Here is a 17,325-nt window from a genome sequence, read left to right as displayed (position 1 = left end):
ATTGGTATATCCTTCTCTTATATTCCAAAAAATGAGGGTGAAGTATGGCAAATTTAACTTTAAGGGAAATAAGATTATTTGAAGATTTATTAGGCATGGGTAGTGGTTATGTTCTGGATTTTAGTAATAATTCATTTGCTCGTTTTGTTATGGAGGCTATAAATATAGATATTTACGGAGGTCCAGGTTATACAGAATATTGTTCAAAAGCAAATAAGTTGAGGCAAATCTGGCAAAATGAACAAGACAGTATTGTTGGTAAACTAATGGAAGACTTGTTAGATTATTATATTGATCAACATATAGCTAAAGAGGTTGAACCTATGGACAAAGAACAATCTCTGATTCAAGAATTGAATGGTGTAATTAAACGGCTTCAAGGAAATACAGCCACAATAAATCTTCCTTTAAGATTAGAGGATACATTAAAAACTTTATTAGACGATATTCAAGGCTCTTTATCTAAAAATAAACCTGCATTAGTTTTAGACCGCTTACATACGTTTGCAGTAAAATATTTGAGAGATTTATGTGCAAAATATGGTATTGCTACTGAGGGTCCGAATGGAAAGAAGATCGCACTGCATGGATTAGCAGGGAAATTAAAAAAGCAATATGAAAATAGTGGCATAATTTCGTCTAAATTTGCGTTAATTGCAATTCAAAGTAATATTGCACTATTTGATAGTTATAACGAAATTAGAAATGAGAAAAGCTATGCACATGATAATCCAATATTAAATGATATAGAAGCGGATTTTGTCGTTAGAGCGATGGCAAATGTACTCACATTTTTAGATAAAATTGAGTTGAAAATTCAGCATGAAAAATCGAATGAAATTTTTCAACTAGATAATTTGGACATGGAGCTTCCGTTTTAAAAAAACATATTCTATATACTTGATTCCTTACAAGCCTCTAAAATTAGAAGAGGCTTTTTTGAGTTTTCGGCTATAATATAAGATGAGGTGATTCATTTGAATATTGAACAAATAGAATCTGCATTACAGGATGCATTTAGTGAGCCGTTGAAAAGTGGCGAGCAGCGTAAAATTATATTCTGGGTAGATAAGGATCAAGAATTTATTGATGAAATTGATCAAATGACAATAGATGGTGTACACATACAGAAATTAACGAATAACAATCAATTTTATTTGAAGCATTTATTAGAGGAAAAGGACACGCAATCGCATTATTTGATTTATACGAATTTGGAATTGAATTCGGAAGAAAATTGGTTGTACGATATTGTGCTTTATTCGAAAACGTTTTTTGCGGATCGTATTTCATTAATTATTAGTGACTTATATATTGACCCATCGTTGCGAATGATTATTAAGAAATATGAAAAGTTCTTCAACAATAAAGACCGCTTCAAGAAGTTTCAGGCTTTTGGTTTGGCGAACTATACAGAAGAATCGATTGAGCTTGCGATTATGAGCGTTCTTTGTGGTATTAAAACACCAGACTTTGAATCGGTCTTAAAAACGGTGTTAATGGATACGCTAGAAAATACTGGAAATAAATACATCGCACAGATGGAGAAATTCTTTGATTTAGCAGCTTTTTGGAAACATGTAGAGGAGCTTTATGGCTATGAGCGTGAAGTAAAGACCTTGAAAACATTATTTATTCATTTGACGGTTACGGCTCTTAGTCATGCAATGAAAGAGGAATATTTAGGTGGATTAAAGGATTTTATAGCGGTTCGTAATCGTACGAATTCATTAGTATTCATCGACCATTGGCGACACCATAAAACGGATTACGCTGTATTTGATGAGTACGCAGCTGGAATTGAGCAAGAAGTGAAATTAGCAAGTATCATTCAATCGATTCCTGTTGAAGAATTCAAGCAAGCAGATATTTTCCCCTATTTTGATAAGGCAATCATTATTAAAATTGCGAATAGCTTGTTAGAGAATTTAGAGGACTTTGAAAATTATACAAAGCTAATTAAGCTGCGTAGAGCGAAGCATTATTATGAGCAATTCACATTTGTTTATGAGGCATTGTATTATACCGTAAAAATGCATGAGTTTTACAAGGAGCATAAGCAGGGGCTTATGCAGGGTGAACCAATTGCGATACATGAGGCGTATGTAAAAGAGTATTACGTTATGGATATGTATTACCGTAAATTTTATGTTGCATTTGATGAGGACAGTAATAATGAATTGCTCAAAAAATTGAAATCACTAGTAGAAAATCTTTATACGAATTGGTTTGTGGCAGAGCTAAGTACGAATTGGTCACAGGCTGTGAAAGCTGAGATGACAGAGGATTGGTCATTGCCAGGCGTGAGAAGTCAACAAAGCTTTTATTCGTCAATTATTGCTCCGCATATCCGTAAAGGCGAGCGAGTGTTTGTTATTATTTCAGATGCGATGCGTTATGAAGTCGGCGTAGAATTAGCAGAAAGACTGAATGCAGAAACAATAGGTGATTGCGATGTAAGTACACTACTCTCTGTAGTACCTTCTGTAACAAAATTAGGTATGGCTGCATTGCTTCCGCACAATAAGCTTGATTTTGATGCTGCTGGTCGTGTGACGATTGATGGTAAGGACTCATCTGGTTTAGAAAATCGTAAAAGAATACTTGAATCGTATGTAGAAGATAGTATTGCAGTGCATTTTCAAGATGTGTTAGATATGAATAAGGCAGGACGTAGAGAAGCCTTTAAAGGGAAGAAGCTCATTTACTTCTACCATGACACAATTGATGCAATGGGTGACAAAGCCTCAACGGAAATTTATACGTTTAATGCAGTTGAAAAAGCGTTAAATCAATTATCTGCCTTAATAAAGGTTATACGTGATGATTTAAGTGGTTCAAATGTTTATATTACAGCGGATCATGGTTTCTTGTATCAACGTGAAGAACTACCTGAAAGTGATAAATTGGCGAAGGAAAAGATGGATGTAATCGAAGTAAAACGCCGTCACATTTTGTCGAAAGAGCAGCGTGAATTAGATGGACAAATTGCAGTGGATTTATCTGCTATTGTTCAAAATGAAGAAGCATTAACCGTTTATTTACCAAATGGAACGATTCGTAATCGCTTGCAAGGTGCAGGGGTGAATTTTGTACATGGTGGAGCGAGCTTACAGGAAGTGGTTGTTCCCTTACTAACATTTAAAAATAAACGTGCTGGTCAAAAAGGTGTACAAGTGATTCAAAAAGTGGATATTAAGTTAACGAATACGACACGTAAAATTACAAACAGTATCTTTAACTTAGAGTTTTTCCAAACTGAAAAAGTAGAAGACAAACTGATTCCTCGCACTGTTTTAATTTATATGACGGATGATGAAGGAAACGTATTATCCAATGAAGAAACATTAATCGGGGATCGTACATCTGATAAGCCTGAAGAACGTACATTTAAATTGCAATTTGCATTAAAAAGCATTACGTATGACCGTGCTAAAACCTATTATTTGAATATAAAAGATGTAGAAACGGGTGTCGTAATCGAGAAAATACCGTTTTCAATTAACTTAGGCATTGTAAGTGATTTTGACTTTTAGTAAAGAGGTGTGAACATGGACGAGGTTTCGACACTAAATTTAGATAAAAAATTAAATGAACATTTTGCTGGGCGAGTCGTGCGTAAAGATTTAACAAAGCTTATTAAAGAAGGGGCAAACGTACCTGTTTATGTATTGGAGTACCTATTAGGCATGTATGCAGCTACAGATGATGAGGAAAGCATTCGTGAGGGTGTTGATCGAGTGAAGAAAATCTTGACTGAAAATTTTGTACGACCAGATGAAGCGGAGAAGATTAAATCAAGAATTCGAGAGCTTGGTCAATATTCCATTATTGATAAGGTAACGGTTGCTTTAAATCCTAAGATTGATACGTATGAAGCAGAGTTTTCAAATTTAGGACTAAAAGGTGTCCCAGTTCCACCAAGCTACGTGAAAGAGTTTGATAAGCTGCTAGTAGGCGGTATTTGGTGTATGGTGAAAATCGATTACTTCTTTGATGAGGAAGTACGTAACACAAATCCGTTCAGCGTAAGTAATTTAAAGCCAATTCAAATGCCGAATATGGATATTACAGAAGTGTTTGAAGGACGTAAGCAGTTTACAAAGGATGAATGGATAGATGTGTTAATTCGTTCAACAGGTATGGAGCCAACGCAGCTTGAAGACCGTGTAAAATGGCATTTATTATTACGCTTAGTACCTTTAGTGGAAAATAACTATAATATGTGTGAATTAGGACCACGTGGTACAGGTAAATCTCATGTATATAAAGAAATTTCACCGAACTCTATATTAGTATCTGGCGGTCAGTCAACGGTTGCCAACCTTTTTTATAATATGTCTACACGCAAAGTAGGCTTGGTCGGTATGTGGGATTGTGTCGCATTTGATGAAGTAGCTGGCATCCGCTTTAAAGATAAAGATGGTATTCAAATAATGAAAGACTATATGGCATCTGGATCATTTGCACGTGGTAAAGAAGAAAAAAATGCATCCGCATCGATGGTGTTTGTCGGCAATATAAATCAAAGTGTAGATGTTCTTTTGAAAACATCTCATTTATTTGCCCCATTCCCTCCTGAAATGGCGAACGACACGGCTTTCTTCGACCGAATGCACTATTATATGCCAGGCTGGGAAATTCCTAAAATGCGTCCAGAATTCTTTACGGATCGTTATGGTTTTATCGTAGATTATGTTGCTGAATTTTTCCGTGAAATGCGAAAGCGTTCCTTTGCGGATTCAATTGACCGTTATTTTAAATTAGGTAATAACTTAAATCAGCGTGATACGATTGCCGTACGTAAAACCGTATCTGGATTAGTGAAGCTACTATATCCACAAGGTGAATATACACGTGAGGATATTGAAGAAGTACTGAAATATGCTTTAGAAGGACGCCGCAGAGTAAAAGAACAGCTGAAGAAAATTGGCGGCATGGAATTCTATGATGTGATGTTTTCTTATTTGGATAAAGAAACGATGCAAGAAGAGCATGTTGCTGTTCCTGAGCAAGGTGGAGGAAAGCTTATTCCAGAAGGTATGTTAAGACCTGGACACGTCTATGTTGTAGGTCAGGCAGTAACAGGCATGATAGGTGTCTATAAATTAGAAAACCAAATTGTCAGTGGCACAGGGAAGTTTGATAAAGCTGGTATAGGCTCTAATAGAGAAGTAAAAGAAAGCCTGGATACAGCATTCCGTTATTTTACTGCAAATAGTAAGAGTGTCAGCAGTTCGATTAGTACCAAGACGAAGGATTATTTAATGCATCTTACAGACTTACAGGGCATCGGATTAACTGCTCAGGTTGCAATTGCAGAATTAATTGGTCTTTGTTCAGGAGCTTTAGATAAACCTGTGCAGGACGGTCTTGTGATTGTTGGAAATATGACAGTAGGTGGAACAATTTCTAAAGTAGAAGAATTAGCTAATATCCTTCAGGTTTGTGTTGATGCAGGTGCAAAGAAAATTCTGCTACCAGCACCAGCAGCAGGTGATTTCTTTACAGTACCAGCAGATTTAATTGTAAAAGTTCAACCGATTTTCTATTTAGATCCGATAGATGCGGTTTATAAGGCATTAGGGGTCAGTTGATTAGTTTTAAGTATTGGTTTATATTTTGTGATTTTTATTTTGTGATTTTTATGTGTAAGTAGTAGAGAATTCCATAAATTTTTATTTAGTCTTATTGTGGTGAAACAGAGAGGGGAATGGGTATTGGCAACGACAATAGAAGTGAACAAACAAAGTGTTAAACAATTATTAGAAACAGGCAAAGTTAATAAGTTCATTATCCCCGAATATCAACGTCCATATGCCTGGTCAGATGAACAAATTCAAACACTCTTTGAGGACTTAGTAGAGTATACAGAAAATAATAATGAGAGTACTTATTTTCTTGGAACAATTGTTTCTTTCGAAAATGAAAGTAACGAACAAGAAATTATAGATGGTCAACAGCGAATCACTTCTTTGTTTATATTACTTCGTGCACTATATTCTAAACTAAATTCAATGACAGAAACAAAAGAAGTTAAAAATTTCAAGGGGCAAATTGAATCTGCATTATGGGAACAGGATGAATTAACTGCTGAGGTTGATTTCGAAAAAACGCTTATTGAATCCAGGGTAATGAGAGATGAAGGAAATGAAACCTTCGCCAAAATTCTTATCAGTGGCACTATTGAAGACGGTGCAAGAGATAACTATTCGTTAAACTACAAATTATTTACAGAGCTAATAGAGAAATATGCTACTAATGAGCCAGAGTTGTTTTTCTGGTTCATCCGTAATGTTTTGAACAAGGCAATTTTATTACCAATTACGGCAGATTCACAGGATACAGCGTTAACCATTTTCTCAACTCTGAACGATAGAGGATTAGCTTTATCTGATGCAGATATTTTTAAAGCAAAGATATACAATCACTTGGATACTGATGGGAAAGCAGATTTTATTGAACAATGGAAAAAACTTGATGATGAAGCTACAAATGCAAATGAAAGCATTCAAAAGCTGTTTTATTATTATATGTTCTATTTGAGAGCATTAGAAAACGATAGAAATACAACAACACCAGGAATAAGGAAATACTATTCAAGAAATAATTTTGAGCAGTTATATAAGAGCGACGTGATGAAAAACCTGACTACGGTGCTTAACTTATGGATTGTAGTCAATAATCGTGTAGAAATTGAAGATGAAGACTGGTCAAAAAATATTGAAATTAAACAAGTACTGGATATTTTAACTTCCTATCCAAATGAATTTTGGAAGTACCCAGTCGTTATATATTATCTTAAATATCATGAAACGGAAGAGTTCGAAGTACAATTTTTGAAGTTTCTTAAAAAATTACTTGCAGTTTTGGCGGGGAGGTATATAGTTACTCCAACTATTAATGCTGTAAAGAGAGGAATTTTAAATTTAAACTCTGAAATTATTAAATCTTCAAATCCTATATTTGATTTTTCAAAAGTAAATGAACAGGAATTAAAAGAGAAGATTAAGCTTGCTCACCGTAATACTGTTCGTATGATATTGAAGATTCTTGCTTATCAAAATCAGAAGGATCTACTTCCTGAAAGATGGGAAATAGAGCATATCTTGCCTCAAAAATGGCAAACAAATTATTTTCCAAGTAACTCAGATAGCGAAGTACAAGAATTAGTAGAACATATTGGAAATAAAATTCCATTTGAGAAAAAACTAAATATTATTGCTGGAAATGGATATTTTAAAAAGAAGCAACAAAGCTATGAAAAATCAAAAGTCCAGCTGTTACTTAATCTTTCTAAAAAGCATAATGATTGGGGTTTAAATGAAATTCGAGAGAGGGACATTAGGATTTCTGATGAGCTATTAATCATACTAAATGATTGGGGATTAAATCAATCTAGTACACCTGCTCAGGAAGAAACCCCTCCAGTTCCAACGGCTGAAGAATTAAAGTTAATTGAAGAGTTGAAAAGAAAAGGTTTAATTTAGTGCTGCGGACTAATTTTGTAAATTAGAATATTGGTTAAAAATCATGTTTTGATATATGGTGTGCCCTTTTTCTAGAGTTATGTTGGCATATTAAATATCATTACTGATGACGTATATTCAATTTATCTAACGTATAAGATTTCCAACGAGATTAGCGGTCAGAAAATTCTATTCATAAACTATATTAGATTCCTATCCTACATCGTACATGGTGTAGGATTTTTTTATTGCTCATTTTTTCAGGAAATAAAATTGCCTTGCTTCCACTAATCTATAATTTTCTTCAATCACTCCGTTTTCCCTCTCTTAAAATGTTAGCTAAATAACATTAAAAATAAATTTAGGTGTAAAACATGACTTTTTGGAATAGTTTCTCTCGGAAATTTGTAGAATGAAAAGTTGCTTGAAATATAAGCAGCTAAAAGAAATAAATAAGCGGAGGATTTAGTACCAGGAAAACGGGAATCTGTTGATATACCTATGATAAATAGAAAATCAGTTTCTTTAAAGGAGGATAAATAAATATGATTCATACAGCTGAGTTATCAATAAAACTAGATAATGAACATTTACGATTTAGAGAAAATCATTATGGCAAGGAACCAATAAACCAAATTTTACACAGGTATATGATTAAAGGTATTAGTATCGTAGAATTTTCGAATAAGCCAATTGCATTTTGCAAGTTGGTAATAGATATTCCTCTGATTTTGAACAGAGGTAATGTGGAAGAGAATGATTATGAGCAAGTTGAACGTTATATTAAAGGAGCATTGAGTATCGTTTACGGTGATAAGCAACTATTCGATCAGCATAATCTTAGTAGGATTGATTATCGATTTGATATTGAGGTTTCAAATGAAAACATTAGGAGAATTTACTTAGAATTATTCAGGAAGTTAAAAAAGAAAAAGGGTCACTTGAAAAAAAGGATTTATTTGACGTCACAATATCATCAATGTAAAAGTCTTCACATTATCTTCTATGATAAGGAACAAGAACGTAGAGACAAAAATGAATCTGTCGAAATGTGGGAAAGAGGGGTGATGAGATTTGAAGTGTGCGTTGAAAGAAATCATCTGAAGTATAAAAAGTATAAAAAAGGTGAGCCAAGGTCTTTAAAGGATTATTTCAAGAAAGAGAAGTATGCTGAATATATGAACAGCTACATGTTGAACATTTGCCCTACTGGTGATTTCTATTCTTATCCAAAGTTGGAAGTAATGATTGCTACGCTGGATTTATCAACTAGAGAAAAAATGAAAATGAAAGAATTTGTGAAATGTGTTTCTAAAGGAAGCTTAGACACAGTAGCTGAAAAATATTCAGCTAGAACATATAGAAAGTATTTGAAGTTGTTTAATGAGCATGGAATAAATCCGATCACAATCCCACCTAAGTACAAGTTGGATTATTTAGAAAGTCTGGTAAAGCAAGCGGTTTTATGAATAGGTAGAATTTCCACAGTAAAACGCAAAAATCCCATCGCCTAGTATGTACTAAGCGATGGGATTTTTGGTTTGCTATTAGCGTGGTCTTTTGAAATATTCAACAGATTGAGTGCGGTTTATCAAGTGAAATGCTTCAGAAGTAATATAGGGATTTGATTTTTTGAGGAAATAAATTACAATTGTACTATTATACGATTTATTAAGGAGGAGTTTTTTATTTTTAAAGCATTCTTATCGCATACAAATTCAGATAAAGAATTTGTTGAAAAAGTCGCTGGAAAATTAGGTCGAGAAAGAGTTGTATTTGATAAATATATATTTCCTGAAGGGGAAGATTTTAGAGATTCTATAATGAAATACTTAAAAGAATCGGACTTATTTGTTTTATTTGCGAGTAAGGAGTCTTTAAAAGCAAACTGGGTAAAATATGAAATTGATAATGCTGAGATGTTGTTAATAGAGGAAAAATTAAAAAAAGGTCTAGTTTTTTTAATAGGTGATGATATAAGTCATAGTCAATTGCCTAAGTGGTGTCAGAAAAGCTTAGTTAAAAGAATTTCAAAACATAATTTGGTCGCAGATATTATTGAGGAAAAGTTGTTGGAGATTAACCCTAAATATTCCGATGTTTATATAGGGAGAGGAATAGAAAAAGAAAAATTCACTGATCATTTGTTTAAATCTAAAATAAAACATCAAGTATTAGTCTTTTACGGATTAAATGGTATTGGTAGAAGAACATTTGCTAAAGATATTATGCATAATATTTATAATTTAAAATTAGGAAGAGGTTTTAATATTGAACCTGCAGATGAGTTAGTGAATTTATATTTAAATGTTATGGATGAGGTAAATGGATTTACTTCAAAAGCAGATTATAAGAATCACATAGATGCTTTTAGACAAATTTCTTTGGATGAACGAGTTAATGAAATCGTAAATTTGTTAAAAGTTTATTCTGAAAATAGAATTTCGCCATGTTTAATCGATAACGGTGGGCTTATGGATAGTAGCGGGAGATATAAAGAAGAATATTTAAAACTAATGAAAAAAATAAATGAAACGTCAAATTTATATTTAACGATTATTCAAACTAGAAATCCATATTATATTGATGAATTTTCTGATAATGATAAATTATTTTTTGTTACTTATTTAACAAAATTAAACGATTCCGCTATGAATGGTTTATTAAGTACATATTTAAATAATTTGGAGATCCGATATGATAACCAAGACATAGTAGAATTCACCCAATATTTAGATGGATATCCGCCAGCAGCTCAGTTCGCTCGAAATAGTATAAATACATATGGGCTAGATGTAGCATTAGCTGATAAAACTATGTTAAGTGAATTTAAAGCAAAAAAGTTTAAAGAATACTTAAATAAAGTTGTTAGCAATAATCAAATTAAAATTAAGCTTTTGAGAGTCTGTGAAGCTTTACCACCATTAAAATATGTGGATATAATGAATATTTGTTTAGATAGTAATGAAAGTATTAAAAGAGAATTCCAAGATTTAATTGACGAAAGTGTGCTTACTGTAGATCTACAAAATAATACTTATACCTTAGCTACCCCTCTTAGAGAAGCAGTTAGAAGAAATTGGGGAGCATTAAGTAAAAAGGAGTTTGAAGATATTGCTACAAAATTAAAAGATATTTATTGGGATGAAGAAAAAATCCCTACTAATGATATATTGGATACTTTAATTTTTTGTTTATTAAGATCTGGGAATAATAAGGAGTTAGCTGAATTCACAGATGTATTATTTCCATCTACAATAATGAAGGCAGCCTCAAGTGCATACATCAATAGGGAATGGAATACTGTAATAAATTTATGTAGAAAAGCTTTGGCTTTAAATAACGAATTAGATAGTGCTAGAATACTGTTGTTTAAATCATTGGTACGTGAAAATGAAAATTCTGATTTAATATTAGCAGAACTAAGCAATCGTAAGCATCCGGAATATTATCCTTTAAGAGCTTTTCGAGATTTGAAAAGAAGGAGGTACAATGATGCGTTGAAAAATTATAATTTAGCTTTAGCTAGAGGTTATCATACTATAGCTGTATATAGAGAAATAGCAGAATGTTACTACAGACTTGATGATTATGAAAATGCGTCTATGTATATTGAAAAAGCTATAGAAAAAGATAAAATGCCAAATGGTTTTATATTAGACTTAGCAGCTAAAATTGCTATTGAAAAATTAGAATTTGATAAAGCTCAAGAATATATAAATAAACTAGAGATTGTAGATACAATAGAAAATGTATATCATAGAAAAGCTTCTTTACTTTCCAAACAACTTAATTATACTCAAGCAATTAAATATGCAAATTTGGCTTGTAAAAGACAGCCACCGCTTCCTGAAACATTTTTAAATAAGGCATTTATTTTAACGCAATTAGAGCAGTATGAAGAAGCAAACAGCACCCTCTTGGAATTTAAAAGTTTATTTAAATCGCATGAAAAACGAGATTTTTATAATGAATTGATGTGTCTAGTTAAATTAAATATTGCAGGTTGGGAAGAAGCAGAGATATTTTATGAGAAATTATCCTCTAATTCACTTTATGCCAATTACCTAAAGTTTATTATTCTTGTATCTAAATCAGAGGATCTTAATCTAAGTTTAGTTGAGAGATTAAATTATAAAAAAGAAATTGAGCAACTTAAGTCTGAAGGTATGGAAGAATTTAATGAGCAGAACTTATTCATTAAAGATTAAATATTTTTAAGAAGAGTTTAATTTTTATGAAAAAGTGAATTCTATTTATGACGTCACCTCTTTAGTAACAATTGCCTGGTACTCACAAAATTCGATTACCTAGAAATTTTGATTTGATAGGTGTTTTTTAGATCAGAGTTAAAATTGTGCATGGTGCTGTTTAAAAAACTGTTTTCGAATGAAAGACATGAACTGAAGTTTTATTAATGCATAATTAAACTGGTTCAGGATGATTAATAATTTTGTTGATTTGGAAAAGTTGAATTATAAAAAGATTATGGCATTCGGATAGTCTTTAAGTTTTAGACCATAAATCTTTGAACATTTTTACCAGACAATAAAAAGAAGCTAGTTTCCCTGTATGGTGATTTATAATACGGTGTTGACACGTCAGGTCATAATCTGGTCAATAAAAATTATAAGTGTCTGGAAACGTTGATACAACTAGGTTTATAAGTGATGTGTTCAAATCCCCGCCGTCTCCATACATATTCAAAAAAAACACCCGAAACCTTTTGATTTTGCGAAAAAATGTAAAAACTAGAGCATTTTTAATCTGAAGGGTAATAAATATTGTAGATAAAAAAGGAATTCCTAAGAATTGCAGTTAATTGTCGGAATAGTGTTTACACCTGGTGCATTATTCGGCGGCTTTTGTTCATTTATCGACAAGTGCCTCCTCCTATAAATCAACCATTAAATTTTGAATTTGAGAATAGTCCTCGTGTGAAATTTTGTCTGGTGTTTATTTCCTTTATTCAACCCTCTTACGCCACTGTGTGTTACGACCATGTCCAACCATTTCAATAACATCATTTTTTCGTAGTTCGTTTACAACGCGAGTAATTGTTGCTGCACTTACGTTAGGGCAGGCATTTTGAATATCGGCTTTAGTGAATAAGCTTTGTTGTGCATCAATAAAGGCCTGTACCTGCTGACTTTTCGTACTCTTTTGTTGTGGCTTTTTCTCTTGTATAGTTTCTTTTAATTCTAATGCGCGCTCACCCATAAATAGTTCAGCTAATGAGTAAAACGAAGTTATGTCTTCTGATGATAATTCCAGCCATGCAGGGAGCCCTTCTGATTCTAAATCAATCGTACTGCCAGCAGCAATTAGCTGTTGCTGTGTTGGCAGGGCTGGATATTTATTTTTTGATTCGGTTGCAGCGATAAAGCTTGTACATATGCCATGTGATAATAATTCTCTTAAATAAGTTGCCTCTACACATGTATAAGTGTGTGCCGCAATCATCATATGATGTAGGTGGTGAATTGCTTGCTGATAATCTCTAATCGACATGAGGAGATTTGCGATTGAAAGATGTGATTCAATTTGGTTTGGATCTAATTCAATTGATTTTTCAAAGGCAGCCATCGCAAGCTCTGGTCTGGAGCCTGTCAAATAAAGATTACCAAGCTTATTCCATAAGAAGCCACTTTTAGGAGAAGTTGAAATTAATCGTAGTAGATGCTCCTCTCCATCTGTCGCATATTTTGGTGAAGTGCCATCAAAAAGTTGTATTTCCCCAAAATGTACAGGCAAATCCTCGTCAGGTGCCAATAAAGCACTGATGCCTAAAAAATAAAGCTCTGATGAATCTTCCCATTGTCCTCCCGTATTACAATGTTTGCAACGGAAATAGCCAGTCAATTGCTGTGAATTGTTTTGCCCCTTGTCAGAAATGTCGATTGCCAAAATGCCTATATTGTATTTTCCAGATTGACCACAGTGTTTGCAGGTCATCATCATTTCATTTTTTTCATAAGGCGTACCGATTTTTTTGATTTGATCAACAATGGATTTGACATAGGTTCCTCCTAAATGCTTGAAGGTTGGTGATGTGGGAATGTCATTACTTGTTTTGTTCGTTAAAGCTTGAATAAGTTTCGGGTTTATTTGTTTTCCGGCCATAATAGGTCCTCCACAGGTTTGTTTTATTTAGGATATCAAAATTTAAGACGGACGTGTAGTAGAAGCGCGGGTTACAAGAAATATGGTTTGAATGAAGAAGATTTGGTATTCCTTTTTATAGGTGCCAGGCACTTACACATTTGAAGTTTTTTTACGAAGAAAATTAAAACGAAAACGAATTGTTTGTGCACCCGGTGGAGGAAGTTCTTTTCTCATTATAAACAAAAGTACCCTATAAGAAGGACTTTTTTCAAAGTGTCCATCCTATAGGGTACATTTATGAGCTATTCGGAAATTTATCTTGTTAACAAATTTCAACTAACTGGCCAACATATTTTAAATGTGTTGGTTCGGTAGAGAGCCATAATGGTGCATCTAAATCGAAGTAATGAATATTTGGGTGTGCTGCTGCGACTTGGGCAGCGGCTGCGACAGAAATTGAAGACTCCATCATGCTGCCGATCATGCAGCGAATACCTTTTGCCTCAGCAAGGCTTGCGATTTTCATTGCTTCAGCAATTCCGCCACATTTCATCAGTTTAATATTGACTAAATCAATATAGTTCCCCTCAATCAACTTAATTGCATCTTGGACAGAAAACATACTTTCATCTGCCATAATAGGGGTTATTACATGATTCCGTACATATTTTAAACCTTCCCAATCCGCTGCTTTTACAGGCTGTTCTATAAATTCAATAGGGTATTGTTTTTGCTCGAATTGTTGAATAATGCTAATTGCTTCCTTTGGTGTCCAGCCTTGGTTTGCATCTAGACGTAAGACAATATGCGCTGGAATGGCAGCTAAAATAGCATCGATGCGTTCAATATCTAATGCTGGGTTATCGCCAACCTTAACTTTTAGAATTGTATAGCCTTGAGTGACGGCTGTCTTTGCATCTTGCTGCATTTTTTCGATTGTGTCTACGCCGATCGTCATACAAGTTTTTAGTTGTTTAGTGCCACCTAAATAGTTTGAAACAGATATTCCTAATACATTACAGTATGCATTATGCAAGGCAATATCTGCAGCAGCTTTAGCACTTGTATTATTTACACAGCATTGTTGTACAATTTGTAGCACTTCATTGAATTGTAGAATGTTTTTGCCAATCAAATTTTGACGTATTGGGCCAAGTAAAGCGGCTTCAATACTTTCTCGACTATCACCTGTAATGACGTAGGTTGGAGCAGCTGCACCGATCCCCACTATACCGTCAGTTAATATAACTTTTACGACGATGTTTTCAATTTCATTAACTGTACGAAGCGCCGTTTTAAAAGGTGTTTTTAAAGGAATAATTTCCGTTGCTATTTGTAAGTCTTCGATTATCATAGTTTTACATCTCCTTTAGAATAGCGACAAAATTTTGGCGATAGCCATACCGAAATAAGTGCCGAGGAATGACCCCATTAAGGCCATAATAACGCCGACTGGAATTAATGCTTTATTGTAGGCAGCTGCTAGCATAGGAGCTGAAGCCATACCGCCGATGTTTGCTAAGCTGGCAATACCTAGCGTAAATAAATCTAATTTGAAAAGCTTTGCTAATGCAAGCATGATTACTAAGTGAATGCCCATAATTAAGAAACCAGATATAATGTAGATTGGCGCTTGTGCAATATTTGAAAAATCAGAGTGAGAAGCAATTAAAGCTATAATGATATAGAGCATGACATTCGAAACATCGAATGTACCAGGAATTCGTGATAGTGGTGTTAAAGCCAAAATTAAGCCTAAAACGGAAGCAATCATAATTGTCCACGTTGTTCCGTTAATGATATCGCCGATTACTGGTAGTTGACCGCCGATAAAGCTAGATAAAGACGACACTAACAAACCGATTCCGAGTAAATATAAAATATGTTCGAATTTTGCGCCTTGTTCGTCTGTAATGTTATCTGTATTAATATCGATTGAATTCATATAGCTAGTATCTGCTTTTGTCCATTTATTAAAGCGGTCTGCGAATGGTACTAACCAGAACATGAACATAACCCAAACAGCGTAGTTAATAGTATCCATCATAAGAATATAGCCAAAAATAGTTTCGGGAACGTCTAAAATACTTTGTAACGCAACCATATTAGCCGATCCACCTGTCCAGCTTCCTGCTAGAGCACCGAATGCCTTCCATGTATCCTCTACATAAAATGACTTCAATAATGCATATACAAGAACAAAACCAGCACTAATACTAATGACAGCAACTGTAAATGAGCCTAAAATTTTGGGACCGAGCTTTGCGACAACCCGAATATCGCATTTTAACAACATTAAAAATAGTAGAGCAGGTAGGAGTGCCCATCTTACATTGCTATAAGCTGCTTCGGTTGATTCATTTGATTCGAATAAACCAAATGTTTGCATTAAAGCGGCGCCTATATAAATTAGGACAATACCAGGAATAAATTTCATAAACTTTGTTTTTCCGAATTTCTTTTCTACAAATACCATTACTGCTGCTAGTGCAACTAAAACACTAATATACATAAAGCCATCTTGAATCATTACATCTAACTCCTTTCAAATCATGATTTAGGGGTAATTACCATGCTTTGAAGCAAATAAAAAAATCCAGTTTACTTTTAAAGTAAACTGGATTTTACCTATGACATAGTAGGTAAAGCAGTGATTTGATTATATTTTCGTTGAACATCTTTAAACGCAACAATGAGAGCCTTCTGTGAAGATCCATGATAACGATTTTGGAGATGTTCGATGATTTGGTCATCGTGAATAGAACGATTCACCATTATTGAAGCGATGAATTTTACTGTTAATTGAACTGTAGCGGAACAATCGACTTCAACAATGATACCATTCGAACGATCAATTGCGATTCCTAAAAAGAACTGATTATATTGTTTTGAAATAGGATTATTTTGAGAAACTTGCGCATCTCCTATAATATAAATGATTTGATCATGGAACATGTTATTGCATACCCCTTAAAAGTTTTATAGGCAAATATAGCGATAGGTGACCCAAACTATATTTATATAAAAGTACTTTAATTGATTATAACAGTTTATCGAATTTTCTTTCAATAGTTTTTGAAAATAATAATCTAGCGTGATGATGTAAATGCTTATTTAGAGGCATTTTATGTTGGATAAGGTATAGATTTTCTAATTTATTGAAACTGTGTGCACTCGGTACAGAAAAGTGCAGGAAATTCAGAAGCAAAATACATACTTAAAATTACAATAACATTAAAAAATCAACACTGTGTTGAATTTTGTGCATTGCTACATCCACTTATTTGTTTTAAAGTAGAAACATGCAATGAACAACGTGTTCAATTTTGAGGAGGAAGCAAACAATGAGTAAATTATCAAAAATGTTAATGGCAGTTGCCAGTGTAATAATTGTTGGGTTAGTAGGGAAAGCATTTATTTTAGATGAGTCGGTGAAAAGTTATTTAGTGACATTCTTTTTCGTTGGCGCAGGATTAGCGTTATTACGTTTATTTATTAACGCGATGATTGGTAAAATGAAAGGGAAATCTATTGTTGTAAAAGTAGGATTCTTCGCTGCGCTTTTAGGTGTGGGGGTACCATTCCAAAGTTGGTTCCGTACAGAAGTGATTTTCTCGATGAGTAAAGCATTTATTGTGCCAAGTATTTCAGTGATGGTGGCAAGTGTAGTGTTGATGACGATTGTGTATGGCATCATTGGAAAACGAATTGAAGCAGCACGTGTAGAGGAGCTTCAATTAAATTAAAATAA

At 33.7% G+C, this 17,325-nt stretch carries 11 protein-coding genes; 7 read left to right on the top strand and 4 right to left on the bottom strand.

All coding sequences use genetic code 11. The features are described 5' to 3' along the window. Window positions 1-44 precede the first annotated feature (44 nt). The 6 genes from DCE79_RS14905 (at window position 45) to DCE79_RS14880 (ending at window position 11,680) form a co-directional block, all read left to right on the top strand. The gene (locus DCE79_RS14905; RefSeq protein ID WP_108713785.1) at window positions 45-881 is read left to right on the top strand and encodes an abortive infection family protein; all 837 of its coding nucleotides are present in this window, start codon (window positions 45-47) and stop codon (window positions 879-881) included. A 96-nt stretch (window positions 882-977) separates the two neighbouring features. Then, window positions 978-3,536 (top strand): BREX-1 system phosphatase PglZ type A, encoded by a 2,559-nt coding sequence (pglZ, locus tag DCE79_RS14900; RefSeq protein ID WP_108713784.1) that lies wholly within the window; start codon window positions 978-980, stop codon window positions 3,534-3,536. A 15-nt stretch (window positions 3,537-3,551) separates the two neighbouring features. Continuing rightward, on the top strand, window positions 3,552-5,597 hold the full coding sequence (brxL, locus tag DCE79_RS14895; RefSeq protein WP_108713783.1) for a protease Lon-related BREX system protein BrxL: 2,046 nt from the start codon (window positions 3,552-3,554) through the stop codon (window positions 5,595-5,597). Between the two features lie 123 nt (window positions 5,598-5,720). Then, window positions 5,721-7,490 carry a DUF262 domain-containing protein gene (locus tag DCE79_RS14890; protein ID WP_108713782.1) on the top strand — a complete coding sequence of 590 codons (1,770 nt, stop codon included), beginning with the start codon at window positions 5,721-5,723 and terminating at the stop codon, window positions 7,488-7,490. A gap of 524 nt (window positions 7,491-8,014) precedes the next feature. Next, complete coding sequence (locus tag DCE79_RS14885) at window positions 8,015-8,938, top strand: hypothetical protein (RefSeq protein WP_108713781.1); 924 nt, start codon at window positions 8,015-8,017, stop codon at window positions 8,936-8,938. Between the two features lie 171 nt (window positions 8,939-9,109). After that, the gene (locus tag DCE79_RS14880; RefSeq protein WP_108713780.1) at window positions 9,110-11,680 is read left to right on the top strand and encodes a toll/interleukin-1 receptor domain-containing protein; all 2,571 of its coding nucleotides are present in this window, start codon (window positions 9,110-9,112) and stop codon (window positions 11,678-11,680) included. 754 nt (window positions 11,681-12,434) lie between these two features. On the opposite strand, the gene DCE79_RS14875 is transcribed toward DCE79_RS14880, so the two are convergent. The 4 genes from DCE79_RS14875 to DCE79_RS14860 form a co-directional block, all read right to left on the bottom strand. Next, complete coding sequence (locus tag DCE79_RS14875; RefSeq protein WP_108713779.1) at window positions 12,435-13,592, bottom strand: tetratricopeptide repeat protein; 1,158 nt, start codon at window positions 13,590-13,592, stop codon at window positions 12,435-12,437. A gap of 304 nt (window positions 13,593-13,896) precedes the next feature. Continuing rightward, entirely contained in the window at window positions 13,897-14,928 is a 1,032-nt protein-coding gene (locus DCE79_RS14870; RefSeq protein ID WP_108713778.1) for a dipeptide epimerase, read from the bottom strand. 15 nt (window positions 14,929-14,943) lie between these two features. Further along, window positions 14,944-16,104: a DUF819 family protein gene (locus DCE79_RS14865; RefSeq protein ID WP_108713777.1), complete on the bottom strand. Its 1,161-nt coding sequence runs from the start codon at window positions 16,102-16,104 to the stop codon at window positions 14,944-14,946. Between the two features lie 98 nt (window positions 16,105-16,202). Beyond that, on the bottom strand, window positions 16,203-16,529 hold the full coding sequence (locus tag DCE79_RS14860) for a DUF3870 domain-containing protein (protein WP_108713776.1): 327 nt from the start codon (window positions 16,527-16,529) through the stop codon (window positions 16,203-16,205). 389 nt (window positions 16,530-16,918) lie between these two features. On the opposite strand from DCE79_RS14860, the gene DCE79_RS14855 reads away from it, so the two are divergent. Beyond that, window positions 16,919-17,320: an MFS transporter permease gene (locus tag DCE79_RS14855; protein WP_108713775.1), complete on the top strand. Its 402-nt coding sequence runs from the start codon at window positions 16,919-16,921 to the stop codon at window positions 17,318-17,320. The last annotated feature ends 5 nt before the right edge of the window (window positions 17,321-17,325 follow it).

It is taken from the genome of Lysinibacillus sp. 2017 (assembly GCF_003073375.1).
Lineage (GTDB): Bacteria > Bacillota > Bacilli > Bacillales_A > Planococcaceae > Solibacillus.
The sequence above is the reverse complement of the archived record's forward strand: the minus strand, read 5'-3'. Positions and strand labels throughout refer to the sequence as shown.